Below are 21,925 nucleotides of genomic sequence, written 5' to 3' on the forward strand. Positions count from 1 at the left end.
GGCTACCTCCGGGAGAACTGCTGGTAGAGCGAGGCAACCGTGGCGGCAGGCCGAGTGCCGGCCTTCTTTGCCGAGGGGCGCGGGAAGGGTGGGATCTTCGGGGCCTTGCCCTTGCCCCACTGGCCCGTGGCCTTGGTGTTCGCGTTGATCGCGTCGAAGAGGTCGGCGGCCAGGTGGCGGTCCTGGCCCCAGCCGAAGTGCTGCCTGTCGCCGGACGCGAGGGCGACGGTCAATGAGGTGTCGGGGAGCCTCTGCACCAGGGCGAGGACGAGAACGGGGGAGGGCCCGCGGCCTGCGATCACCTCGGCGAGGTCAACGCCGTAGTGAAAATGCAGGTCCGCGTACAGGCCCTCCCCGTAGTCGTCGATCAGCCCCGCGAGGCCTAGGCTTCCCCCGCCTGCGTGCCCCGACCGTAGGCGTCGAAGATCTCGGCGAGGACGGCCAGGTCACCGTTGATGGCGTTCAGCAGCTTCGTTGCCGCCTTGGGGTGCTCGGCGACCAGGCGGATTGCCTCGGAGAGCAGCTCCTCCTGGTCGGCGTCCTCGCCGCTCATGCGGTCCTGGAGCTGGGTCAGGTCACTGCGCGCGGCCTTGGAGAGCCGCAGCGGGTTGAGTAGGCGGATCGTGTCGTCGCCGAGCTCGATATCGGTCGAGCCGTAGCGGGCCTCGGCGGCATCGCGGATCGCGTCGAGGGTGTAAGAAGCCATGGGGGTGCGGACCTCCGGATTGGGAGAGAAGGGGGAGGCGGACCAGGCGTTGAGTGGGGCCGGCGCGAGCGGGTCCGCGTTCGCTCGCGCCGGGAGAGGGGAGGGGCCCGTCAGGTGGCGGCGCCGTTCGCCCAGGCGGAGCCGTTCCAGAACGCCTTCGCGGAGTCGCCGAGCACGATGTGCTGGCCGGTCGTCCACTTCGTGGTGGGCGTGGCGATCACGCCGCTGAGCGCGGCCAGGTTGCCCGGGGCGACGGCCCTCGCAGGGGTGTAGGTGCCGGGGACGCCCGCGCTCGCGCCGGTCGCGATGGTCCCGCCGAGCGGGGTGACGGCGTACGTCCACACGTTGCTGCCGTGGACCATCGGCTTCACGCCGAGGGGAAGTCCGGCAAGGCTCTCGGTGTCGGCAATCGCCATATCGTCGGCGCGGTAGATCTCGGCCTTCGGAGCGAAGAAGGAGAAATGGTTCTCGCCATCGATGAAGATGGCAAGGAACGCTGACTGAGTCGGCTTCGGGTCGGCCGGCACACCCACGGAACCGTCAGGCAGAAGTGGGGCATTGGCGCCGAAGTAGAGCCGTAGTGCAGGAGTGTCGAACTGCTGCAATGTGAAGGTCATCGTTTCGGTACGGGCCGAATACTTCGTTCGTAGGCTCTTGTTCTGGAGCGTTCCGATAGTGGTTGCCTCGCCGCCCTCGGAGGTGATTCCGAAGACGTCTTCAAGGCTGGTGTGGCCGACGTTCTGCCACGGAGAAGTTGGGACCAAAAGGTTGTCGGGGGCGGGAGTACCAACCGGAGCAGTCAGGTAGTTGCCAGATCCGACGACAAGGGTGGCATCATCGTTGAGCGCCAAAAAGAAGCAGTTCCTTCTTCGGGCACAAAGAAGGCCCGCAACCTCCGGACAAGGAGGGTGGGCCTTTCTCTATGCCTTCTGGAGACATAAAAAAAGACCCGAACCCCAATAGGGGCCGGGCCTTTCGGTGTGCTGTGGATTTACGGGGAGGGGTAAGGGCGCGTCCGCGGTTTGCGAATCTGGATGTCGAAGATCGACTCGTATCGCCATACGCCCGTGGGTAGATCTGCGTATTGCACGGGGCCGGTGGCCGTCGCCCAGTCGGAAGCCCGGCGGCCGGCCGAGTTCAGCTCGACCCGGGTGAGATGCCCGCGTCCGGGGATGACCACGTTGTTCAGCCAGGCGTTTCGGAGGACCACCCGAACCGCTTCGGAGAGGATTGCGGCGTCTTCATCTCCATCGGGGTCTTCCGTGAAGGCATTGATGACGATGCGGGCGGAGTCCGTGAAGCGGGTGTCCCCGCTCCAGGCGCCGAATGTGGCGTCGCGTCGAACGAGTACGAGGGGAAATCGCTGGTTGCGGTTGACCAATGACTGAACACGGATACCCGGCAAGCCCTGGCGTAGTACGGCCAGGAGGAGATCCTCGACGGGTGAGAGTTCAGCTAGGGCTTTAATGTGATTGGGTATGCCGGCCACTTAGTCGAGTTTCACCTTCCCCTTCCTCTTCTTGGGAAGATTCGAGGCAGTCGCAAGAATGTAGAGACCGTCCATGGCGGGGAGCACGTCCAGGTACTTCCTCCCATGCTTGTCCTTGCGGACGATGATCGACTCCTCGCGGCCGTACTCAATGGAGAGGGCGGCCTTCTGGCCTCGCTCGTCGGAAAGGATGACGTAGCGGTTGTTGTCGGCCATCTCGATGTCGATTTCGGCGTTGCCGTCAGCGCGGTGCTGTACGAGAATTTCCTCGGCCCTCACCGCAATTTCGAACACTCTGCGGTCGAGTTCGGCCTGTACGCCATCGTGGACGGCGATGAGTTTTCCGATCTTCCGGCCGTTGACGCTGGAATAAATCTCCGCCATCAGGGGCGTTCCCGAATGTCGATCGACCAGTGCCGGGTGCGACGGTCGCCGTGGTGGTAGGCCGGGGGCGAGACGATGTCCCACTCCTTGCCCGCGTACTCAACGCGGGACCAGAGGTTGACGCCTTCGAGATGAGCGTCGACGACCATCCGGGTCACGTTGATCTGTTGCTGACCTGGCACCTCGGCACGCGCGGATCGTTGGGGAATGAAGGCGGCTCGGACCTTCACCGGCCCCTTCGGGTCGGCCATGGTCACCGTGTTTCCGCGAGAGTCGGTGATCTCAACGGTCCTCCAGACCCGGGCTTGCTGGCCGCGTCTGCGCTGCACGCTCACCAGGGACTCACCGCATCGCGATAGAGGGGGAAGCGGTCGCCGCCGTAGTCGACTGGCACGGTGCCCGCTCCACCGGGCCGGGGCGTTGTCCCCCAGGCGACGATCGGTGCACTGGTCAGGCCGGGCCTGCGGCCGGCGAGTTCGGCCAGGAGCCGGGTCTCCTCGCGAGTGAAATAGACCGAGCCTGCGTCGCGCCCGGCGGCGTCCCCCCACGCGAGTGTCTCGTCTCCCGCACGGCTCTGTGTGTATCCGTGAGGGTTGCGCACGTAGCGGGCTGCGGCCTTGAGGACGAGCGTCTTCACGAGACGGGGGGCGGTGGCCGTCGCCCAGTCGCGACCGTATTCGGCCGCAAGGTCCGAGGCGTCCTCCAGTGCGGAGGCTCCGATGCGGAGCTCGTCCTCGTCCAGCTCCCAATCCAGGCGGCCCTTGAGTTCGTCGAGCGTCGCGTATGCCACGCGTCGACCTCCTTTCAGGCAGGCCGAGCAGGGGCCGGCACATGGAGTGCTCAGCCCCTGCCGGGCGTGGGATTAGGCGTTGGCCGGGTCGCTCTCGGGCTTGATGCCGGTCGGAGTCCAGACCCGGGCATCGGTGATGCCCGTGATCTTCGCAAGCTCGGAAGCTGCGGGCGGGTAGTCGCTCTTCCCGTCGAGGGTGAGCTTGATGCCGCGAACGAAGTGCTCCTGCGAGCTGATGATCTCCTTCTCGGCGATGTCGTCCCAGCCGACGAGGACGTCCGTCACGGAGCGAAAGCCGTTGTACGTGTTCACGACCGAGCGGTCCTGAAGGTACAGCGAGTCGTAGTCGCGAATCCACCGGAGGGCGATGCCCTCGAAGGAAGTGGTCGCACCGTAGGGGACGCTCTGCGGAACGGAAGGGGCGCCGGAGAGGAAGATGAACGCGGAGCTGGCGAAGGCGAAGGCCGTGTCGGTCGGGATCGTCTGGTCAACGATGATGCGGAATCCGAAGCGCTCGCCGAGAGACGCGGTCCGGAGGGCGGACTCGGCCTCGGAGTCGCCGACGTTCTGCGCGAGGTTGAGCTTCTCGTCCGTCAGGAGGGCCGACTCGAAGTCGCTGCCGACCAGGAGGTAGCGGCCCTCCTTCGGCGAGTGGAGCTTGTTGAGTACCCGGCGGGCCTCGATCAGGGCGCCACGCAGGTTCTGGCCGGCATTGCCGATGGTGACGTTGTAGTTCTGGTTCGTCAGGGTCTTTACGGCGCGCCGCTGAAGTCCTCGCCCGACGGCTCGCACCTGGGGGCGGAGCAGCTTCGACCACTGGTCGATGTCAAAATCATTCTGCTCGTCGGTGAGCTTGACAGCCGAGTACGAGTTTCCGCCGAAAGTGACGGCGATCTTGCGTTCGCTGTACTCGTCGAACTGGATAGGCTGGCTGCGGTCGTTGCGGAAAGCGTAGTCGTGGAAGGGCAGAACGCCTTCGACCTTGACCGTGACGGTGTCGTTGTCGGCACCCTTGAACTGGTCGATGCCGGTCTTCTGGAAGAGGTTGGGAATGATGAGCTCCTGCTCAAGCATTCCGACCGCCGTGTTCACGAGCTTCTGAGGCTTTACAACCTGGTGCTGAGCGGTGGGCAAGTTGGGCAACTCCGGGGGCATAAGGAAACCCCCGGCCAGATGGCATCGGGGGTTAAGCGGATCGTTTCTGCAATGCGTCAGATGCGGCGGGAGCGACGCGCGAGAGCGCGGGGGTCCATCTCTCCGTCGTCTTCATCGGACGGCGTCAGGCCGCCGCCGAGCTGCTCGGGCTGCTTCGGGGCGAGGAGTACCTGAAGGGCCTTGGCATCCGCCTCCAGCTCCTCCACGGTGGTACCCCGCAGGCGGCTGGTCAGCTCCTCGGGCAGGTCGTACTTGCGGGCGACCTGTCCCACGGTGAGAGAGTGCTCCAGCTCGGCGTTCTTCGCCGTCACTTCGGCGAGGGCCGCTTCGAACTCCTCGGTGGTCTTGGCGCTGCCGAGCTTGGTCTCGGCATCCCTGAGCCGGGTACGGTAGGACGCGGCCTCGCCCCGGACCTTGGTCAGCTCGCGACGGGCCCAGTCGGGAAGGTCGTCTTCTGGGATGCCGGCAGCACCTTGGGCGGCACCATCGGGCTGGGCGCCTTCAGTCGACTGCTCGTCGGTAAGGTCTGGGGTCTGCTCGGACAGGGGAAGCCTCCTGGGCTGTCGAGGGTGTTCGCCGAGCCTCCAGGGCTGCGGCTCGCTGCTTCTGGCGGATGAAGCGCCGCCAGGCGCTCACCGCGGATTTACCGGTCAGCCCCTTGGTGACCTTGGGCCATAGGGCCTCGTACTCACGGTTCAGGGCGAAGAGGGCGGCAGATCCGTACTGCTGGCGGCTGAAGATCGGCTCGGCGTAGCAGTGACAGTGATCATGAAAGAGATCACCGTCCTTGAACTGGGCCGTCAGCGCGTTCTTGTACGCCACGCCCCGGCTGATGAGCATCGCGCACCAGCCGCAGGGTGTGCCCGTGCGGGAGAGCCGGACGTAGCCAAGTGCGCGGCCATCACGGCGCATGTGATTCCAGGCCGTCGAGCGGCCACCGTTCATTGCGATCCGAGAAGCCGCGGCAGCCTGCTGAGCACCCGCCTGACGGTGGGCCTCTTCACGCTGCCGGTCTGCTACCCGTGCTGGCTGCTGGTCATCAACGGCGGAAGTGCGGCGCCGGAGGTTCTCCGTGCCCAGGGCCTCCAAGACTGTCTGAAGTTCCTTCTCCGCCTCCCGCTCGACCTGTTCTTCGTCTTCGCGTAGCCGGTCGAGCTCCTCGACGAGGACCCGCTCCCACTCGTCGTCTTCGTCGGCAGGCGGCTCGCCCGCGTCAGGGGCAGGCGGGACTTCCCCGGGCTCGCCGGTCGCGGTCTCGTCCGCCCCTGCGTTGGGGGGCTCGTAGGTGTCGGCCAGGCCCGCGAACTCACGGCGGAGATCGCCAAGCGTGACGTGTGCCGGCTCGGGGTGGTAGGGGTCGGCCACGGTCGTGCCCGTCTGAAGAGCGCGGGCCAGGCGGTAGTACGCGCGGGCCAGATCGCGGGCCTGTCGCCTGCGACCCATCACGAGCGTGATCGCCCGACGTAACCAGCCACCGACCGTCGCGGCCCGCTGCGCGGCCGGCACCTCGGCCCACAGGGCCAGGGCGTCAGCCGTGGTGGCGGCGCCGATCTGAGACAAGGCCACGCTGTAGGCGAGAGAGACCTTTTCGGCCTCTGCCTGCGTTGATCGCGGCATCAGGCGGCCTCTGCGTAGGTTTCGCTCCGCGAATCCGAAGTCGCCCGGGTCAGGGCCGACGCGAGCTGGCCGACTGAATCCTCGTCTTCGGCCAGCTCCTCCCAGTCTTCGAACTCTGTCTGCGTGACACCAGGCACACGCCTCCAGAGCCCCTTTGCGGGAATGCCGAGCTGCTCGCGCAGTTTGCCGAGAGCATCCGCTGCTTGCGCCAGGGAGCGTGACTCCATGTCGCGCCAGATGACCTCGCCCTGATAATCCTCAGCGCCGCCGTGACCGGCGAGTTCGGCTGCGAGCCGAAAGACGCGCTCCCAGCTTTCACCGAATGCGGTACGGAATTCGGCGATCTTCCTACTCAGGGAAGTTTCCGCAGCCAGGAGTGCCTCGGCGCTCAAGTTGGCTATTTGGCCCAGCAGGTGATGAGGCGGTGTCTGGCTGACGGCGGCGAGGTGCCTGATGGACATATCCACGCTGTCGATGAATCCCCCGAGCGGGGTTTCGTCTAGGCTGCCAAATCTGACGTCAGGGTCCTCTGCAAAAAGGAAGCGCCTCGCATTGTGATTGATCGGAAGCGGGATCGGGTTTCCCTGCCCGTCGAGGACGGGATCTCCGGTCTCCGGATCACGCTGAATGGGAGGCGCCATCCCGGTGGCCGTGCGGACCTTTACGCTGGCGTACGTCTGAGCGACGAGAAGATCGAAGATCGTTTGATTGATTCGATCCTGGAGGCAAATCATCGGCTCGATGACGCCGAGCGTCCGGCCCTCAAGGTCGACGAGGGCTGCGAAGCGGGTGACGGGGCACTCACCAGCACCGTGTCGGCTGACGCGTGACACGGTGACGCCCTTGGCGTCGTCCAGGCTCTTGAAGCTGACCGCGAACTCTTCGCGCGCGTCCCACATCCGAGCCCGGCCGGGGGCGTCGGGGGACGGCCAGGCGGTCACCGTCAGGGCCGCGTGGGGAGTGTCGTCGTTCGCCGGGTCCTCGAACAGGGCGGCCGTCTTCAGGGCGGAGAGCCCCTTCGTCCGGACCCGGCCCGCGGAATCCCGCTCTGTCACGGTGAAGCTGTGCCCGTACGTCAACGCGCCCCGGTAGACGGCTGCCTGCCGGGCGTCGAGCCGCGAGCGCTGCCAGTGCGCCCACTCGTCCGAAGTGGTCTCGGCCTGGGCGGGGAGGCCGCCTGCGACCATCCCGGGCCGAAAGCCATCGACGTACAGGGCTTGAGCGGGAGTTCCGACCAGGAGGGGCAGCCAGTTGGAGATGGACCGCTTCGCGAGCAGCCGGTATTCGTCATCCGCCATGGCCGGCATGTAGGGGTCGGCGTGGCGGCCGTGAAGGTAGTCGTCGATCCGCCGCAGGCGGTCGCCGTCGCGGTTGAGGATGGCGAGGAGCTGGCGCGCGAGCGCAAGCGGGGAGGCCGAGAAGGCCACGCGATCACCACCATAGTTACACTCTTGCGAATCGGCTAGAGGAAGAAGCCTCGGCCGGTCCTCTTGCGGATCTTCTTGCCTCGGGCGCGCAGGTCGACCATGGCCTCGTGCGCGAGCATGAGCGCGGCGTAGGCGTCGACCTTCTTGGGGGACTCTCGGCCTTCTTTGCCGAATGAGATCCCGTAATTGTTGGTCCGGCGCCGCGCGTTGAGCGCGTGTCGGCGAAGCTTCCGGTCACCGTCATGAACGAGCTTGCGGTCGAAGATGGAGCGCATGAGGCGCTCGTGCGCCATGGTCGACGCCTTCAGTGATGCCCGCATGTCCCAGCCGACTGAGTCCTTGCCCGGAGCCTTCACGGCCAGCCCCTCGCCGTAGGTGTCGGACCACTCGCTGATGTAGCTCTCCCAGAGAGCCACGTCGGCGTAGAAGCCCTTCACGTCGAAGGCGCGGAAGGCGTCGTGAACGGCGCTGTCCACCTGGGCGCGTGGGACGGTCCAGTCGTCGCCGCGAGGCCCGTCGGGCTTTTCCCAGAGACCGAGAACGCATGCGTACATGTCGCTGACGCGCAGTGCCACGAGGCAAGTTGAGTCGTCGCGGAGGCCGCCATCGAACCCGATCACTATCTCGTCGCCAGGCTGGAGTACCTTCGAGTCGTCGCGTAGGACGTCCCACTCGGCCGGCCCGAAGAGGGCGTCTTCGCTGGCGACGATCTGGTTGAGCCACATCCGGCGCGAGCGGCTGGCCGCGATCGTCGTGTCGAGAATCGATTGAAGGATGGTCTCGACCCGCAGCCAGGCCGCGTCACCGCGGATCTTCGGCAGCACGATCCGTATCGCCTCGGGCGTCAGGGGCGTCGCAGCGTGAGCCTCGATGCTGTCGTACATGAAGCCGATGTCCGCCGCACGGCCTTCGAGGATCTTCTCGTAGGCCTCTCGCATCTTCTCGGCGACGCTGTCCTCCCCAGGGAGGTAGGCGTTCGTGATCGCGAGATACCGACTGTCACGCTTGGTGGTGTTGCCGTCGATCGTTTCGTACATGCGGTCGCCGTTGTTGCCGGTGACCCAGTGGTGCGTCTCGTTGAGCACACAAAACGTGGACCGCTAAGGACCGCGCCCCCTCCAGGGCGCGGTAACTACTTGTCACCGCCTCAAGTCGCTGTCGGCCGCCGTTCGCGCGGATCAGCTCCGCGCCGGCCTTGATGCCGTACGTCTCGATGAGCTTGTCGCTCATGAGGCTCGGCATCAGGGTCATGGTGTTGCGCGTTTGGTCGCGCGAGACGGCCGCGATCTGAACCCACGCCTGCGGGTGGGGTGCGCCGACCGGCTGTCCATCCGGGGCCCAGTGCGCGAAGCGGCTCGGGCCGACAAACTCGACGAGGCTGACCACCGCAAGGAGAGGGTCCTTGCCCCATCCCTTGAGACGTTGCAGCACGCCCTTGCGGTAGATGAAGCGGCCGTTCTCGTCGACGGCGTACCACCAGAGCACCCAGCGCAGTTGCTCGCGGGTGAACCGCCACGGACCGCCGTCCTCGGCCTTGAGGAACTCGGCCGCCCATCCAGCAATCTGCCACCCGAGCGTGTGCTCGGGGAGCTTCCAGGAGCCGTCCGGCTCACGTAGCCAGGTCGGGCCAAGGAAGCTCGGTTCGAGGGCGTCGATCTCCTCCTCGGTCAGCTTCGGGGAAGCATTCGTCATGGCGGCTCACCCCCGGGGCTACTCGGCGAGCCCGAGATCCTGCCGGTAGTCGGCGATGGCGAGCACCGCCGCGGATTGCACCTCGGGCTCTGGCTCGTGCAGCTCGATTCGTACGCGGCGCCGATCACCCTCGGCGACGAGTAGCCGCTCGAATGCTGAGTAGATGGTCTGGAGCATTTGGCCGCTGCGCTTGCCGGCGTTCTTGTAGTACGACAGGTCCTCGCACAGGGAGTAGGCCAAGGCCCAGTCGCTCGCCTGGTAGAAGTCGGCCTGCCCTGACTGCTTCAAGGAGTCCCACAGGCGTCGTGCGATCGGGTGCCAATCGCGATCCGCGTTCGGCGGCCTGGCAGGTCGGGCCAGCCCTCGGGTTACCGGCTGGACGTCGCTGCCCTTGCGCTCACGGGGGCGGGCAAGGTCTGCCTCGCGGTTGGGTACGGGGCCGGGCATCTTGCTCACCTCCAGAAAAGTCGTGGGCCCCCGAGGGGAGGGTTCCTCGGGGGCCAGCGCGGCTCAACGGGCTCATGGCCTGGAGCTCTGCGCGGTCATAGCAGGCCCGGGTGGGCTTCGGTCCTGCGGAATTTGCGGTCATGGCGCCTGCGGTTGGCCGCCTTGGCGGCGGCTCCTTCGCGAGAGGACTTGGCCCGGTGATGCCACCCGCAGAGCGATCTGAGGTTGGCCTCGCGATGGTCATCACCGGGCCGGACGTGGTCTACGTCGCTGGCTGGTTCGGTGCAGCGCACGCCGTAGTGATCTCTGGCTGTGCAGCGATGACCGTCCCTGGCCAGGATGCGGATTCGGATCTGCGGCCAGTTCGGCGGCAGGCGAAGTCGTCGATCAGACGTAGTCCAGGACATGAGCCTCCTACGTCAGGTCCGACGCAGCGGCGAACAGGAGCTGCGGCAGGTAGCCCCCGGCAGGGGGCAGCGGCGAAGCAGGCTTCGAGGGGTGGGCGCCGGAGGCGCCCTCGGAGGGAAGCCCCAGGAGGCTTGCCCCTCTACTCATATATACGGAGGCAGCCGCCTGTTCTGGAACCGACCAGGACGTGACCGCCAACACACTCTTGCACTGCGAGACATCCCCGCCGATAGATCAAGTCTTGCATTGAGGTCACACTCTGTCATACGGTGCAGAGCACAGAACGCAAACGACCCCGGTCAGTGCTGTAACACCGGCCGGGGTCTTCACCTAGAGAAGAGACCTCTAGATGCGAGTGCATCGTAACCGGCACGTCAGCGCCTTCGTGGTTGTACCGAACGCCGCCGCACGCCACCGCGGCTTGTCCCTCACCGCTCGGGGCCTGCTCGTCACGCTCCTGTCCCTGCCGGACGGGACGCGGGCCACCATCGACACCATCACCGATCAGGTAGAGGAAGGCCGGCGGGCCGTCTCGAAGGCGTTCACCGCCCTGGAGACCGCTGGCTACCTGCGGCGCGAGCGCGGCCAAGACCCCGAGACAGGACTCTGGGGCACCCAGTCCCACGTCTCCGATCTTCCGATCGACCGCATCCCGGCGGCCGGTGAGCCGGGCACTCGGATCGTCGGCGATTCCCCCAAGGGGATAAAGAACCGGGGAAAGAACCTCCTCCCCGACTCGGCGCCGCAGCAGACCGATGAGCACCAGGCCGAGGAGGAGGAAGAAGTCTCCGACACGGCCAACAACCCGAACCCGGCCGCCGAGGCGGGCCAGGCCGCCGCTGCGCTTGCCCACCTCGGAGGGATCGAGCCCCGGCTCAAGCTGAGCACCACGGAGGTTCTCCGCCTGGCCCCGCTCGCCGTCGCCTGGCTCGCCGAGGGCCACAACGCTGCGAAGATCACCGCCACGCTTATCACCCGCCTTCCCGAACACATCGACTCCGCCGCCGCCCTGGTGTCCTACCGCCTCAAGAACCAGATGCCCGACCGGCCGGCACCGAAGCCGAGGCCGCTTCCCGATACCCGCGACCTCTGCGAGGTCTGCCGGGCGCCCTTCCCCCTGGGCCGCCACGGCGACGTGTGCGCCACCTGCAAGACAGAGCTCGACCGGGCCGCCGAACTCCTGGCGGGAACCATTTCCGCCGAGGCCGAGCCGACCCTTGACGAGCTGACCACCGCCCGACAGGGCCGCGAGCGCTGCCGCGCCGCCATGGCCGCGTGAGGGACGAAACGATGACCAACATGCAGATGCCCTGGTACGCCAAGACGGTCTTCGTCGCTGGCAGGCCGCTCGTCCTGGTGGCAGCTCTCGTCATGTCCGTGCCCGGCGAGATCCGCATGGCGGAGATCGCGGGCTGGCACGGCTGGGTCACCTGGCTCATGCCGGTGTGCGTCTCCGCGTACGCCGCGTGCGCAGCCGTCATCGCCACCCAGCGCCACCTCGCCAAGGCGCCCGGCCGCATCACTGCCACCATCGGCGCCGGGGTCGCGCTGGCGCTGGCACTGTCAGCTCAGGTCGTGGCCCACCTGATCGACCGCGAGTACATGGCGACCTCCGCCCTGCTGGTGGCAGTCGTCTCTTCGGTGCCTCCGCTCGTCGTGGCACACATGCTCCACATGGCGGCGATGCCGGCCGAGGAGCTGACAGCACGTGACCGTGCGCGAGAGGCCGAACAGACCGCTGCCTACCTGGCGGCCGAATTGGCAGAGGCCCTCGACCTGGCAGGCCGCCAGCTCGTGTCGAAGGGCTACGGCATTGCCAATGAGTACGAGGAGCTGGCAGAAGCCGTTGGCGAGTTGACTGCCGAGGCCGCCGAGATGGTCGACGAGATTGCAGAGGAGTTGGCAGAGGCAGCCGCGGAGCCGAAGCCCGACCGGCAGCGGGCGCCGAGGAAGGCAGTTCCGCTCGCCGTCGTGAAGAACACGATCGCCGCGATGAAAGCCAGCGGCGAGAAGGTCACCGGGCCCACATTGGCGGAGAGGCTCGGCTGCTCCGAACGCTCGGGATACCGGTATCTCGGCGAGGCCCAGGCGGCGTAAAACGGCATTCTTCCGCACGGTTCGTGGCCCGTCTGCCCAGGTGGCAGGCGGGCCGTGTGCGTCTGGGCGACTTTGGAACCGTGGCGGAATTCGAGCTGCTAAGACATGGCGGTCCGCGTGCGCGCATACCGGGGGTCACCCCCCACCCCCCCGCCGGGCCCCGGCCGCCCTACGACGCACGCCGTGCGCTACCCTCCGCGCGTCGTGCAGGCACTCACCCCCCGCACCCCCCAAGGCAGACAGACGCCCGGCTGAGGGCATGGCAAGCAGGGCCCGGGGGAGTGCAGGAACGGGCCCCGATCGGGCCTCACAGGGCCATTCGGGCGGGACCCGAGGGGCGCGGAAACATGCTCTGACCTGCGGTTTCGAGTAGGGATTTGCAAGAGTGTCGCCGGGGTCGTAATGTTCTCCATGTCGCCACCACGGAACGCCAGTCGCAAGGCAGGTCAACGAGGTGGGGCAGGCACTCGAAGCGAATGCAAGAGTTGCGAATTAGGGCCCCGATCTACTAGGTTGGGACCCAACGCCAGACCGGGACATCGAGAACGGGCCGCATGAGCGGCGCCGCCGAGGGAACGGAAGGGCGGATCGCAACCGAGCGAATGTAAGAGTTGCGAAACTAGGCCGAGGCCCACTAGGGTTGGAGCCAACGCCAGACCGGCTCGCCGGAACGGCTCACACACTCCCCGCCTGCTGGCTTACATGCCGCTGTGCGGACAGCAGGACCACCGTCCCGATACCGCCGAGAGGCAGGCGTCGGGGGTGAAGGAAGGGCGACCCCGGCCCGGATGAAAGCGTGACCGTAGGTAGGGCATCCTGCCGCTTGATGGAAGCGCGATCGGACGGCATCGAGAACCCCTTCGGGTACAGCCACCCAGGTGAAAGGAACGCTGCCCGTATCGACCTATCCAGTCGATAGCAATCGGGCGCCGGTCTTCTCGGCTCAACTCCGTGTGCTGCCCCGTGGGATGCCCTGCGGTGCAGTGTTCAGGAGGTCGAAGGATTCGGTCGGCAGGAATGTGACTAGGTGCGTCAGGGCTCACCGTCCATTGGACGGCCGGAATCGGACCGCGAACCTCGAAAGCGAGGCAAGCGGGCTGCGCGCTTCGAAAGTGAGGCGCGCGGAACGTGGACGGCAGAACGGTGGACGGTGAACGAGGCGCCGAGTGAGCCTCACCCAAATCACTCGAAATGAACATCCGGTCCGTAAGGATCGGGCCTCCCGGACGCCTTGGGCGTAGGTGCGAAGCCACCGGGGGGCGCTGGCGTCGCCCCGAATGTAATAGTGTAACTAGCTTGGGGTGGCCGAGACCGCAGCGCAGTCCGCGCTGCGGTTCGGAGCCGGGCGTTGCCCGGCCTGGGATGGGAGACACGTGGCTGTAAACCTCTACAAGGACCACCCGTTCGGCGATCTCACCTTCTTTGAGATCGCCTGCAACCTGAGCGAGCGCAATTTCGAGATCGCCTACGAGCTGGATGGCACCCGCAGGAAGCTGCGGGAGTCGTCGGACGCGTTCGAGCTCCTTCGTGAGGTGATCAACGACCTGACCACAGATCACGGCCTGGAGGTCGCGGAGGTGGTCGGGCTGCGTGACCACTACAAGACCGAGGCTGGGCGCTGGGAAGGGCTCTATCAGGAAGCCGACCGCGATGCCGGCCAGTTCCGCGGGAGCGTGCGTGATCAGCTCCTTGCCTCGCATCAGGCCGACGAGATTTCCAGGGATGCCGCCAACGAGATCCTCGAAGCGCTGAATCTGGCGCCGATCGTTGATGAGTACCGTGCTGAAGTCACCATCACCATCACGTATGAAGGGCTCCGGAGCCGGGATGGCCGTGACGTGATCGAGGCGGCCGTTCGCGCTGCGGTAGATGCTGACGCGCCGAACCTGCCGGGGTTCGTCTGGGCTTACTCGGACATCCACGTTGACGAGGTGGAACTCGAAGAGTCCGACGTGGCCTGACGTCTCAATGTAAGAGTGTAGCTAGATGGGTGCTCCTTCCGTGTTGGAGGCGCGAAGGGGCACCCGTCCTGACCGGACACGAGGACCATGTACCAGAGTTTCGACACCCCGACCGATGACGTGCTGGCCGAGTACGCGGCCCGGCTCGATGACGCGCATTGCTCCTGGCCTTCCTGGCGAACGGGGACGTACGGCGACGAGGACACGCCGACCCACGTCGAGTTGTTCACCTGGCATGACGACCGTTTCGGATGGATCGGCGACAAGAGCAACTTTGAGGTCGCCCGCGACCTGGTCCGCACGGCTGCCGACGAGGGCCGCACGGACACCGTGGTCTCCGACGAGCATCTGTACGACTGCGGGCGCGGTACGAGCGCCTGGGACTACGCCCGGCTCTTCGTCCAGGTCCACCAGGGAGGCTGTCCCGAGGACTGCCCTGGCACGCACACCGAGGAATGCCGGCCGGGGTGTGAACCCGACGTGGACTTCTGCCACGGAGAGGCGTGCGAGGGCGACTGCCACAGCACCCGTGCGTACACCGCCGCCTTCCGAGCGGCCGTCGCCCTGGCGGAGTTCATCAAGAACGATCACCCGTTCCTCGATGAGGACGACTACTACGACCAGCGCCGCACTGTCTTCGAGGGCAACCTGAACGAGGCCTTGGGTGACGTGAAGGCGCACTACCCGTACGACACCGAAGCCGACCACCAGAGCATCGTCGAGCACGCCTCCGATCCCCTGTGGGATCTGGAGTACCAGGACTCGGACGGCTGGGCCGACTGGGACGGCGTACGAGACGCCTACGACTACGGCCGCGGTGAGCACTTCCTCGCGCTGGGGCGCGACTTCATGCGCAACGAGATCACCGGTCAGCTCGCCCTCATGCCGGCCTGACTTACCCCCTGAACTGCCACCCCTCCCTGCGCTTCCCCTCCCGGGGAGGGGTGGCTCTCCACCCGAACGCGAGGACACATGCGCACCACCACCCGCCCGTACGAGGTCCGTGTCTGGAACGAGGTCGCCGACCTCCTCGGACTCTGGGAGATCCAGAGAACCGGCAAGGACCGTTACATCGTCACCCACGACCACCGCGAGGAGACCGTCTTCGACGACCGGGACGCCGCGCTGGACTATGCCCGCCTCGGCGCCGAGGCCCTCGTCGAGACCTCTCGCCGCGACTGCCCGTGCGAAGGCGATCCCGACTGCGGGTTCTGGGAGCCCCACGGCATCTCCGTCCAGGAGGTCAAGCCCGAGTTCTCCCTGATCACCCCGCCCCTGCTCTGCCTGTAAGACGACCCCACCATCACCGGAGTGACACACATGCGTGCCTTCAAGCGACTGACCTCGATCTTCACGAACCGCAAGGCCATGCCGGCTGAGCCCTCCCGGCTCGGTCGCCTCCTGAATCCCTGGGGTGCCATGCGTACCCACCGCGACACCACGGTCGTCGCGCTGGCCTTCGCGGCCGACATCGTGGGCACCCTGGAAGGCGAGCTCTATGCGCTGCGGTTCGCAGCGGATGACCTGGTGGACCTCCTTGACGACGGCATGCTGGCGTCCGGCGTCGCCGAGCATCTGAACTGCGGGGAGGTCGAGCGCCTTGCGGACTTCCTCAAGGCCCATGACCAGGCCCGTGCCGCCGAAATGTGGCTGGAGTGCCACGCCGAGGACGACGAGGAAGGCGACCTCCACTACAAGGGCGAGACGTCTCAGCTCGTCCTGACGGCCTGAGGGCGGCGCGATGTTCGAGTGTGACTTCTGCTGCCTGCCCGGCGCGCAGTGGCTCTACATCCCCCAGGAACGGGTCCACATCGCCCTCATGAGCGACGAGGGCGTGGTGACCCCGCTCCTGAACGACGGACGGTGGCGAGCCTGCGGCCTCTGCTCCCGCTTTGTTGACACGAACGACATGGCCCGGCTCGTCGAGCGTTCGCTCACCGCCCTCCGAGATATCGGAGCACCGATACCGGAGGGCGGCCCGGACCTGGAGCACATGGCCATGGTCGTCTCAGCCAACTTCGCCACTGTGCTGGCCGGACGACCCACCAAATCAGCCCTGTAGAGGAGCGTTGCGATGGAACCCGAAGACCTTGCGTGTGGGGCGCAGGCCTCGAAGGCCGAGCGGCTGAGGCAGCTACAGGAGCGGCTCCACGAACTCCGAGAGGACTTCCCGGAGGTATGCCTCGCCTACTGGGCCCGCGAGGAGGCAGACGAGCGCGCCATCGACGACGAAGGGGAGCCCACCTTGCTGACCGATGCGGAGTGGGAGATTGTCAAGGATCGGTTGCAGGACGCGGTGTACGACCTCGTCTCCAACTCCGACACGCTGTGGACCACGGTCTCCGAAGCGCAGGAGCGTGCCGCGTGAGCTGGCGTTACGACCTCTACATCTGCGACTGCGGATACGAGCAGCCTGAGGACCACGACGGCTCGTGTGGGGCATGGCGGCACGGCGGCACCTTCCACGACTACGGCTACCGCCAGGCGTTCCAGGCCGCCGCCCGCGAGGGCCACGCGTACGTCGAGACGACCAGCCCGTTCAACGGCAACAAGGCCGTGGCCTTCCAGCACATCGAAGGCGGAGGGCTCTGCGAGCTGTGCGGCCCGGCAACCGGCCGGCGTGGACCGTACACCCGTTCCCCAAATAGCCGCCGGTTCCTGTGCGAACCGTGTGCCCGCGATCTGCAAGGCGCCCTGGACGACATGCACAAGTCCATCGGCGCCTACCGATCCCGGGAACTCCGGCCTGTCCTCGAAGACACCTACCGCTAAGCGATCACCAGGCGAAACCTCCGAAAGGAGGTCGCGGGGCAGTGGTTTGCCCTGCCTGACGATGCCAGCTCGCATCGCACCGATAGGCGAGGACACATGACCACCACATCCCTGACCATTCAGCCACGGGTCTGGATCTGCTGCCTGGCCTGCTACAACTCCGGCTATCTGGTCGGTGATTGGTATGACGCCGACGCGGGTGACCTTGTCACCCCCGAAGACCTCCACGGCGGCCCCACGGATCACGAGGAGCTGTGGGTGACGGACCACGAGGACTTCCACGGCGCTCTTGAAGGGGAGTGCTCCCCGGGGCACGCCGCCGAGATTGCGGAAGCCCTCCAGGGCCTGACCCACGACGAGCTCGGCGCGTTCTCCGTCTGGGTCGCCGAGTGGGGCGACGACGTCAACAACGCGCACTGGGTCGATCGCTTCCGTGACGAGTACCGCGGCTTCCACAAATCCGAAGGGCATTACGCCCAGGAGTGGGCCGAGGACACCTCTCAGGATGAGGACAAGGAGCGCATGACGCGCTGGCCCTGGAACTCGATCGATTGGGACCGCGCCGCCGAAGAGCTCTTCTCCGGCGACCTTCATGCCGAGCGCGTGAGCGACGGCATCTACGTCTTCTGCCCGCGATGAACACCGAACCCTGCGTCGAGTGCGGCCGTACCCCCGAACTCCTCGACGAAGACCTCACCTGCGGCCCTTGCCGCTTCCGTATCCACAGGAGGGCCAGCAAATGACCACGCAGACCGTAACCGTCCGCTTTGAAGTTCAGCAGACCGCGACCATCGACGTCGAGGCTGTTCTCGACGTGCCCGTGGACCTGGTGCACGACGACGAAGCCCTCCACGCATGGCTGGCCGACAACGAGCGGCTCTGGGCCGACGGAATCGATGCCGACGATGCCCACTCCTTCGACCTCGACGTCATCGACGTCTACGGCACCGACGCCTAACCCCACCCATAGCTGCGCATCGGAGGACCCACCCATGCACAAGTGGACCGTCTCGGCAATACACAACGAGCGCCGCAAAACGCTCCTGATCTCCGGAGTCTTCGCAGACCACCGCTATGACGAGAGCAGCGACGTGTACACCGAGGGCCTGTACCGGTTCCTTCGGTTCGTCGAGGCCCCCACCGCCGACGCCGCCGAGCTTCTGGTTCTGGAGCAGTTCCAGGCCGATCTGCTGGAGGACGACGAGGACGGGGAGGTCGCGGCGTGAAGAAGCTCGTGAAGTTCACCCTCGCACGCACCACCCATGGAGACATGGAGCTTGAGATCGACGTCCCGGACGAGTTCCTCGACGATGACGGCGAAATCTACGACGACACCGGCCTGTGCGACTGGATCAATGACAACGAACCGGTGGACGAACTCGACCCCGTCTACGAGGAAATCCAGACCTCGGTAGTCCTGAGGCTCGTCGATGCCCACTGAGCCCGCAATCCGCAGAAGCGACCGAGTCAAGCACCTGGTCGGCGAGCTGAACGAGGCCGTCGAGACGATGCGCCAGGAGCCCGAACCGGGCCGTACCTGGTCTTGGGAAGACGAGCACGTCGCTGGACTGAACCTGGCCGATGCCGCCGAAGCGCTGATCCTCGCGCTCCCCGCCGCCATCTGGCCGGCCGCCTGGTTCAAGGAAGAGCCGAAGGCCGCGCACCCTCCTCTCAGCGCCTACGAGCAGCAGCTCGTCACCGAGATCCTCGCCCTGCTCGACAGCTGACCCGCACATCACCCCAGCGCCCGCCCCGCACGTTCAAGGACACGGGGCGGGCGCCCTCCAAGGGACACCCATGAGCACGATGACCTGCCGCGACTGCGGCATCGGCCCCTACGGGGCCCAGCCCTCCGGCCTCTTCCTCTGCGACCACTGCGGTCACCTCCTCGACCTCGACACGGCCTGGTTCGACCCCGCCGAAGTCGTCGTCGTGGACATGGACGGCAACCTTCTCCACTACCTCAGCCCGCACGCCTGCCTGACGTGGATGGACGACATCTCGGATCTCCCTACCGGGGACTGGGCCCTCGCGATGCAGGCGCTCGGACAGTTCAAGCGCGCGGCGAAAGAGCTCGAAGCCGCCCTCCGTGCCGGCCTGACCTACTCCACCCCCGCCTGACCGATGGAGGACTCCATGAACCACGACGCCACGTACGAGTTCCCCGAGGGGAAGCTCTACATCACGATCATCAAGGCCCAGGCGAAGGAAGAGAACTGGGGAGACGCACGGGGGAAGCACCTCTTCGGGCGCCTGGCCGTCAGCTCCTCGACCGACGAGGACAACGAGCCGGGCTTCCTGAAGATCCGAGGGCGCGAGTACCGGCTCGGCGCCCGCCGCATCCGCAATCCTGAGCGGCACTCCGCCCACCTCGGCCGCTGGCGCTGGGACAACCCCACGGTCCGGTGGGAGTGCACCAACCGCGAAGGCAAAGAGGTCGGCTGGAACACGGCCGCCAGCGGGCGCCTGAGCGAGATGGTCGGCGAAGCCGCAGACCGCTTCGAGGCCGAGCATCCCGAGTGGCGCCGTACCAGCGAGCGCCTGGAGCTCGAAAACGAACTCCGGAACACCGAAGTGGCCAGGGCCGGGGTCTGTGATGCCCTCCGCAAGACGGACGCGAAGATCATCGACCTCCACGCCCGCATAGCGGCCTACGCGGTCTGAGGACGAACCATGAGCTACTACCCGAACCACGAAGAGCCCTCGCAACTCGGCCCCGCCGTCATCCTCCGCAAGAACGCCCGCCCCGACGCGCTCGGGCGAACCGACACCGGTCAGGTCTACGGGCGAGGCATGTCGGTGTGGACGGCGGTGTGGAGCGCCCGCGCCTCCTGGGCTCGCAGGGGCACCGAGGACGACATGCTCGGCACCCTCGCAGTCGAGGTCTACGAGTACGAACACGTTGGCACAGGCAAGAAGCGCGCCAGCCGGAGGACTCGGACACTCTTCAGGCGCGGCCATGCCGGCCGCCCTGACGTGGACCTCCTGCCAGACTGCCCCACCTGCGGTTGGGTGTGCCGGGACCCATCGGCCCACGGCCGCCTCGTCGCCGCAGCCCTCTGCCTGATCCCCAGCGCCGCAACGCAGGCACGCTGATGTCCCTCACCCGCCTGGACACAGCGGGTTCGCTCGCCACACCCGACGAGCTGGACCTCAACCGCATGTCCCCTGCGGAGCTGGAGGAGCTCGCCGCCCCTTGGCCGGTGCGCTGGCTGTACCGGCCGGGACCCGGAGAGCCCGACCGAGCCGTCAACCTCTATGCGGGTGGCGGAGGTTGGGACTTCGGAGTGCGGGACGTTCTCCGGCATGATCTCAACATCGTGGGGGTCGAACTCCACAAGGACGCCTCGGCCACCGCCCGAGCAGCAGGCTTCAGTCGGATCATCGCCGACGTTCGGTCACTCAACCCGAAGCACCCGGCGCTGCGCTGGGTACGCGGCCTGATCGTTTCGGCGCCCTGCCAGTGCTGGAGTCCGGCTGGCAAGAGGGCCGGACAGGACCCGCGGAATCAGGACCTGCTGCTGGACGTGTTCACCATGGCGTTCGAAGCGACCTTCGGACACTGGCACGACAGCGGCCCCTGCGACGGGGAGGGCGAGTGCCTCACCTGTACCGACCCCGACTGGGACGGGTTCTCCGGGTACACCGGCCCCCTGCTCACCCTCGACGAGGTGCGGGCACCCATGGCCGAGATGACCGACGAGCGGATCGGGCTGCTCGCCGAGGTGCTGATCTGGTCGCTCACCCTCACCGCCCAGTGGGACAACCTCCGGTGGCTGGCCATGGAACAGAGCTCGGCCCTGCCGGAGACGATCCTCGACGGGATACGCGAAGAGCTGTGGTCGGCCGACTGGTGCAGCGCGGAGTACCGCGTCCTGGACGCCGTCGACTACGGCCTCGCCTCCCGCCGCAAGAGGGTCTTCCTCGTGGCGGCCCGCCACGCCTACGTCGATATCGACGCCCTCACACCCAAGGCGCCCATGCCGGCCACCACCGCCACCCAGGCCCTCGGTTGGCCCGAAGGTATCCGCGTCAACACCAGAGGCGTCCGCAAGACAGCGGGCGGGAATTGCTGGAGCGCGGACAAGCCCGCCACCGGCATCACCTCGAAAATCCGCGGCTGGTACTGGGAGCACGGCAAGGACCGGACGTTCAGCCTCGACGAGGCCGCGCTCCTGGTGGGCTTCCGCCCCGGCTACCCGTGGACCGGCTCCCGGTCGAGCTGCACACAGCAGATCGGCAATGTGGTCGCTCCACCGATGAGCGCCGTCGTCATCGGAAGCCTCCTGTCCCGGCCCTGGGAGGACCGCCTTCGGCAATACCTCACCGAGATCTACAACCACGCACCCATCGAACCCGAGCACGTGCTCGCGGCCTAGATTCCCAAGGAATTCCATGTCGTACCGCCTCTACGACCTCATGGTCAGCCCCACGTCAGTGCTGATCGCCGGTAACTACGTCAGCGACAAGTACGTGATGTGGAACCTGGCCAAGTTGCCGTACATCCGGCGCCCCGCAGGGGTTGAAGAAGATGGCTGCTACGAGCTGAAGGCCACCCGGCCCGCCACCCTTGTTGGGCGGCCCCTCAGCACGAGCGCCACCCTGGAGAACCAGATGGCCCGGCTCACCCGGGACGCAGCCGGAAACTGGCGTCGAGTCCAGTGGACGGAGTGGGGCCACATGCACAGCACCCGGGGTTTCCAACAGGTCGGAGTGGTGAACAGGAGTCCCGTCATGGTTCCCGGGGCATGGCTGGACCACCTGCCCAACGACCTTCGCATCGAAGCCCACGACAGCGAACAATGTCTGCGCATCGAACGGGACATCAAGGTCCCCAACAAGGCAGGCAACACCACCACGCACGTGGAGACGGTCGGCGCTGTCATGCCATTCATCCCGCGAAACGGCGAAGGCCAGTTCGCCCGGCTCATCGCCGCCGGAGTGTGAAACCCCCGCTCCGCAAGCACCACACCGTCACGG

At 66.6% G+C, this 21,925-nt stretch carries 33 protein-coding genes and 1 other RNA gene; 20 read left to right on the forward strand and 14 right to left on the reverse strand.

Annotated elements, in window-relative coordinates:
- Positions 1 to 2: 2 nt before the first annotated feature.
- From ACIQWR_RS00960 to ACIQWR_RS01025, 14 genes are all read right to left on the reverse strand, one after another.
- Entirely contained in the window at positions 3 to 302 is a 300-nt protein-coding gene (locus tag ACIQWR_RS00960; protein ID WP_404003930.1) for a hypothetical protein, read from the reverse strand.
- Positions 303 to 382: 80 nt separating this feature from the next.
- Positions 383 to 706, reverse strand: coding sequence for a phage tail assembly protein (locus tag ACIQWR_RS00965; RefSeq protein WP_404003932.1), 324 nt, complete (start codon positions 704 to 706; stop codon positions 383 to 385).
- Between the two features lie 110 nt (positions 707 to 816).
- Positions 817 to 1,557, reverse strand: a complete 741-nt coding sequence (locus tag ACIQWR_RS00970) for a hypothetical protein (RefSeq protein WP_404003935.1) — start codon at positions 1,555 to 1,557, stop codon at positions 817 to 819.
- Positions 1,558 to 1,697: 140 nt separating this feature from the next.
- A complete protein-coding gene (locus ACIQWR_RS00975; RefSeq protein ID WP_404003936.1) occupies positions 1,698 to 2,195 on the reverse strand; it encodes a hypothetical protein in 498 nt (165 codons plus the stop codon).
- Positions 2,196 to 2,579 carry a hypothetical protein gene (locus ACIQWR_RS00980; protein WP_404003937.1) on the reverse strand — a complete coding sequence of 128 codons (384 nt, stop codon included), beginning with the start codon at positions 2,577 to 2,579 and terminating at the stop codon, positions 2,196 to 2,198.
- Positions 2,579 to 2,914 (reverse strand): phage head-tail adapter protein, encoded by a 336-nt coding sequence (locus ACIQWR_RS00985; RefSeq protein WP_404003939.1) that lies wholly within the window; start codon positions 2,912 to 2,914, stop codon positions 2,579 to 2,581. The genes ACIQWR_RS00980 and ACIQWR_RS00985 overlap by 1 nt, the downstream gene beginning before the upstream one ends.
- Complete coding sequence (locus ACIQWR_RS00990) at positions 2,911 to 3,369, reverse strand: hypothetical protein (RefSeq protein WP_404003941.1); 459 nt, start codon at positions 3,367 to 3,369, stop codon at positions 2,911 to 2,913. The genes ACIQWR_RS00985 and ACIQWR_RS00990 overlap by 4 nt, the downstream gene beginning before the upstream one ends.
- Before the next feature lie 72 nt (positions 3,370 to 3,441).
- A complete protein-coding gene (locus ACIQWR_RS00995) occupies positions 3,442 to 4,443 on the reverse strand; it encodes a hypothetical protein (RefSeq protein ID WP_404003943.1) in 1,002 nt (333 codons plus the stop codon).
- A 137-nt stretch (positions 4,444 to 4,580) separates the two neighbouring features.
- Entirely contained in the window at positions 4,581 to 4,835 is a 255-nt protein-coding gene (locus ACIQWR_RS01000; protein WP_404003945.1) for a hypothetical protein, read from the reverse strand.
- Positions 4,836 to 5,025: 190 nt separating this feature from the next.
- Complete coding sequence (locus ACIQWR_RS01005) at positions 5,026 to 6,090, reverse strand: hypothetical protein (RefSeq protein WP_404005007.1); 1,065 nt, start codon at positions 6,088 to 6,090, stop codon at positions 5,026 to 5,028.
- Positions 6,091 to 6,140: 50 nt separating this feature from the next.
- Positions 6,141 to 7,568, reverse strand: a complete 1,428-nt coding sequence (locus ACIQWR_RS01010; RefSeq protein ID WP_404003947.1) for a phage portal protein — start codon at positions 7,566 to 7,568, stop codon at positions 6,141 to 6,143.
- Positions 7,569 to 7,603: 35 nt separating this feature from the next.
- Complete coding sequence (locus ACIQWR_RS01015) at positions 7,604 to 8,653, reverse strand: terminase (protein ID WP_404003949.1); 1,050 nt, start codon at positions 8,651 to 8,653, stop codon at positions 7,604 to 7,606.
- On the reverse strand, positions 8,568 to 9,260 hold the full coding sequence (locus tag ACIQWR_RS01020; protein ID WP_404003951.1) for a hypothetical protein: 693 nt from the start codon (positions 9,258 to 9,260) through the stop codon (positions 8,568 to 8,570). The genes ACIQWR_RS01015 and ACIQWR_RS01020 overlap by 86 nt, the downstream gene beginning before the upstream one ends.
- 18 nt (positions 9,261 to 9,278) lie before the next feature.
- A complete protein-coding gene (locus ACIQWR_RS01025) occupies positions 9,279 to 9,707 on the reverse strand; it encodes a hypothetical protein (RefSeq protein WP_404005009.1) in 429 nt (142 codons plus the stop codon).
- A 757-nt stretch (positions 9,708 to 10,464) separates the two neighbouring features.
- On the opposite strand from ACIQWR_RS01025, the gene ACIQWR_RS01030 reads away from it, so the two are divergent.
- The 20 genes from ACIQWR_RS01030 to ACIQWR_RS01125 all read left to right on the forward strand — a co-directional run bounded on the left by ACIQWR_RS01030 (position 10,465) and on the right by ACIQWR_RS01125 (position 21,892).
- Positions 10,465 to 11,394: a helix-turn-helix domain-containing protein gene (locus ACIQWR_RS01030; RefSeq protein ID WP_404003953.1), complete on the forward strand. Its 930-nt coding sequence runs from the start codon at positions 10,465 to 10,467 to the stop codon at positions 11,392 to 11,394.
- Between the two features lie 11 nt (positions 11,395 to 11,405).
- Positions 11,406 to 12,212, forward strand: a complete 807-nt coding sequence (locus ACIQWR_RS01035) for a hypothetical protein (protein WP_404003955.1) — start codon at positions 11,406 to 11,408, stop codon at positions 12,210 to 12,212.
- 1,301 nt (positions 12,213 to 13,513) lie between these two features.
- Positions 13,514 to 14,173 (forward strand): hypothetical protein, encoded by a 660-nt coding sequence (locus ACIQWR_RS01040; RefSeq protein ID WP_404003957.1) that lies wholly within the window; start codon positions 13,514 to 13,516, stop codon positions 14,171 to 14,173.
- An 87-nt stretch (positions 14,174 to 14,260) separates the two neighbouring features.
- Positions 14,261 to 15,067, forward strand: coding sequence for a hypothetical protein (locus ACIQWR_RS01045; protein WP_404003959.1), 807 nt, complete (start codon positions 14,261 to 14,263; stop codon positions 15,065 to 15,067).
- Between the two features lie 78 nt (positions 15,068 to 15,145).
- Complete coding sequence (locus tag ACIQWR_RS01050) at positions 15,146 to 15,463, forward strand: hypothetical protein (RefSeq protein WP_404003960.1); 318 nt, start codon at positions 15,146 to 15,148, stop codon at positions 15,461 to 15,463.
- A 30-nt stretch (positions 15,464 to 15,493) separates the two neighbouring features.
- Entirely contained in the window at positions 15,494 to 15,904 is a 411-nt protein-coding gene (locus tag ACIQWR_RS01055) for a hypothetical protein (RefSeq protein ID WP_404003961.1), read from the forward strand.
- A 10-nt stretch (positions 15,905 to 15,914) separates the two neighbouring features.
- Positions 15,915 to 16,235: a hypothetical protein gene (locus ACIQWR_RS01060; RefSeq protein WP_404003963.1), complete on the forward strand. Its 321-nt coding sequence runs from the start codon at positions 15,915 to 15,917 to the stop codon at positions 16,233 to 16,235.
- Between the two features lie 12 nt (positions 16,236 to 16,247).
- Entirely contained in the window at positions 16,248 to 16,541 is a 294-nt protein-coding gene (locus ACIQWR_RS01065; RefSeq protein WP_404003965.1) for a hypothetical protein, read from the forward strand.
- Positions 16,538 to 16,945 carry a hypothetical protein gene (locus ACIQWR_RS01070; RefSeq protein ID WP_404003967.1) on the forward strand — a complete coding sequence of 136 codons (408 nt, stop codon included), beginning with the start codon at positions 16,538 to 16,540 and terminating at the stop codon, positions 16,943 to 16,945. The genes ACIQWR_RS01065 and ACIQWR_RS01070 overlap by 4 nt, the downstream gene beginning before the upstream one ends.
- A 9-nt stretch (positions 16,946 to 16,954) precedes the next feature.
- Positions 16,955 to 17,019: hammerhead ribozyme type II (locus tag ACIQWR_RS01075), an RNA gene on the forward strand.
- 22 nt (positions 17,020 to 17,041) lie between these two features.
- Entirely contained in the window at positions 17,042 to 17,584 is a 543-nt protein-coding gene (locus ACIQWR_RS01080) for an antirestriction protein ArdA (protein ID WP_404003969.1), read from the forward strand.
- A 100-nt stretch (positions 17,585 to 17,684) separates the two neighbouring features.
- Complete coding sequence (locus tag ACIQWR_RS01085; RefSeq protein ID WP_404003971.1) at positions 17,685 to 17,903, forward strand: hypothetical protein; 219 nt, start codon at positions 17,685 to 17,687, stop codon at positions 17,901 to 17,903.
- Positions 17,904 to 17,937: 34 nt separating this feature from the next.
- The gene (locus tag ACIQWR_RS01090; RefSeq protein WP_404003973.1) at positions 17,938 to 18,171 is read left to right on the forward strand and encodes a hypothetical protein; all 234 of its coding nucleotides are present in this window, start codon (positions 17,938 to 17,940) and stop codon (positions 18,169 to 18,171) included.
- Complete coding sequence (locus ACIQWR_RS01095) at positions 18,168 to 18,386, forward strand: hypothetical protein (protein WP_404003975.1); 219 nt, start codon at positions 18,168 to 18,170, stop codon at positions 18,384 to 18,386. The genes ACIQWR_RS01090 and ACIQWR_RS01095 overlap by 4 nt, the downstream gene beginning before the upstream one ends.
- The gene (locus tag ACIQWR_RS01100; RefSeq protein WP_404003978.1) at positions 18,376 to 18,672 is read left to right on the forward strand and encodes a hypothetical protein; all 297 of its coding nucleotides are present in this window, start codon (positions 18,376 to 18,378) and stop codon (positions 18,670 to 18,672) included. Before ACIQWR_RS01095 ends, ACIQWR_RS01100 begins: the two co-directional genes overlap by 11 nt.
- A 70-nt stretch (positions 18,673 to 18,742) precedes the next feature.
- Entirely contained in the window at positions 18,743 to 19,066 is a 324-nt protein-coding gene (locus tag ACIQWR_RS01105; RefSeq protein WP_404003981.1) for a hypothetical protein, read from the forward strand.
- A 15-nt stretch (positions 19,067 to 19,081) separates the two neighbouring features.
- Positions 19,082 to 19,609 (forward strand): hypothetical protein, encoded by a 528-nt coding sequence (locus ACIQWR_RS01110; RefSeq protein WP_404003983.1) that lies wholly within the window; start codon positions 19,082 to 19,084, stop codon positions 19,607 to 19,609.
- 9 nt (positions 19,610 to 19,618) lie between these two features.
- The gene (locus ACIQWR_RS01115) at positions 19,619 to 20,041 is read left to right on the forward strand and encodes a hypothetical protein (RefSeq protein WP_404003985.1); all 423 of its coding nucleotides are present in this window, start codon (positions 19,619 to 19,621) and stop codon (positions 20,039 to 20,041) included.
- Positions 20,041 to 21,324, forward strand: coding sequence for a DNA cytosine methyltransferase (locus ACIQWR_RS01120; protein ID WP_404003987.1), 1,284 nt, complete (start codon positions 20,041 to 20,043; stop codon positions 21,322 to 21,324). The genes ACIQWR_RS01115 and ACIQWR_RS01120 overlap by 1 nt, the downstream gene beginning before the upstream one ends.
- A gap of 16 nt (positions 21,325 to 21,340) precedes the next feature.
- Positions 21,341 to 21,892 carry a hypothetical protein gene (locus ACIQWR_RS01125; RefSeq protein WP_404003989.1) on the forward strand — a complete coding sequence of 184 codons (552 nt, stop codon included), beginning with the start codon at positions 21,341 to 21,343 and terminating at the stop codon, positions 21,890 to 21,892.
- Positions 21,893 to 21,925: the final 33 nt, after the last annotated feature.

The organism is Streptomyces sp. NPDC098789, assembly GCF_044759975.1.
Classification (GTDB): Bacteria; Actinomycetota; Actinomycetes; order Streptomycetales; family Streptomycetaceae; genus Streptomyces.

Coding starts and splice junctions, on each gene's coding strand:
- ACIQWR_RS00965 (WP_404003932.1), bottom strand. CDS start 706: ATGGCTTCTTACACCCTCGACGCGATCCGCGATGCCGCCGAGGCCCGC.
- ACIQWR_RS00980 (WP_404003937.1), bottom strand. CDS start 2,579: ATGGCGGAGATTTATTCCAGCGTCAACGGCCGGAAGATCGGAAAACTC.
- ACIQWR_RS00995 (WP_404003943.1), bottom strand. CDS start 4,443: ATGCTTGAGCAGGAGCTCATCATTCCCAACCTCTTCCAGAAGACCGGC.
- ACIQWR_RS01020 (WP_404003951.1), bottom strand. CDS start 9,260: ATGACGAATGCTTCCCCGAAGCTGACCGAGGAGGAGATCGACGCCCTC.
- ACIQWR_RS01025 (WP_404005009.1), bottom strand. CDS start 9,707: ATGCCCGGCCCCGTACCCAACCGCGAGGCAGACCTTGCCCGCCCCCGT.
- ACIQWR_RS01030 (WP_404003953.1), top strand. CDS start 10,465: ATGCGAGTGCATCGTAACCGGCACGTCAGCGCCTTCGTGGTTGTACCG.
- ACIQWR_RS01035 (WP_404003955.1), top strand. CDS start 11,406: ATGACCAACATGCAGATGCCCTGGTACGCCAAGACGGTCTTCGTCGCT.
- ACIQWR_RS01045 (WP_404003959.1), top strand. CDS start 14,261: ATGTACCAGAGTTTCGACACCCCGACCGATGACGTGCTGGCCGAGTAC.
- ACIQWR_RS01050 (WP_404003960.1), top strand. CDS start 15,146: ATGCGCACCACCACCCGCCCGTACGAGGTCCGTGTCTGGAACGAGGTC.
- ACIQWR_RS01055 (WP_404003961.1), top strand. CDS start 15,494: ATGCGTGCCTTCAAGCGACTGACCTCGATCTTCACGAACCGCAAGGCC.
- ACIQWR_RS01060 (WP_404003963.1), top strand. CDS start 15,915: ATGTTCGAGTGTGACTTCTGCTGCCTGCCCGGCGCGCAGTGGCTCTAC.
- ACIQWR_RS01065 (WP_404003965.1), top strand. CDS start 16,248: ATGGAACCCGAAGACCTTGCGTGTGGGGCGCAGGCCTCGAAGGCCGAG.
- ACIQWR_RS01080 (WP_404003969.1), top strand. CDS start 17,042: ATGACCACCACATCCCTGACCATTCAGCCACGGGTCTGGATCTGCTGC.
- ACIQWR_RS01085 (WP_404003971.1), top strand. CDS start 17,685: ATGACCACGCAGACCGTAACCGTCCGCTTTGAAGTTCAGCAGACCGCG.
- ACIQWR_RS01090 (WP_404003973.1), top strand. CDS start 17,938: ATGCACAAGTGGACCGTCTCGGCAATACACAACGAGCGCCGCAAAACG.
- ACIQWR_RS01100 (WP_404003978.1), top strand. CDS start 18,376: ATGCCCACTGAGCCCGCAATCCGCAGAAGCGACCGAGTCAAGCACCTG.
- ACIQWR_RS01105 (WP_404003981.1), top strand. CDS start 18,743: ATGAGCACGATGACCTGCCGCGACTGCGGCATCGGCCCCTACGGGGCC.
- ACIQWR_RS01110 (WP_404003983.1), top strand. CDS start 19,082: ATGAACCACGACGCCACGTACGAGTTCCCCGAGGGGAAGCTCTACATC.
- ACIQWR_RS01115 (WP_404003985.1), top strand. CDS start 19,619: ATGAGCTACTACCCGAACCACGAAGAGCCCTCGCAACTCGGCCCCGCC.
- ACIQWR_RS01120 (WP_404003987.1), top strand. CDS start 20,041: ATGTCCCTCACCCGCCTGGACACAGCGGGTTCGCTCGCCACACCCGAC.
- ACIQWR_RS01125 (WP_404003989.1), top strand. CDS start 21,341: ATGTCGTACCGCCTCTACGACCTCATGGTCAGCCCCACGTCAGTGCTG.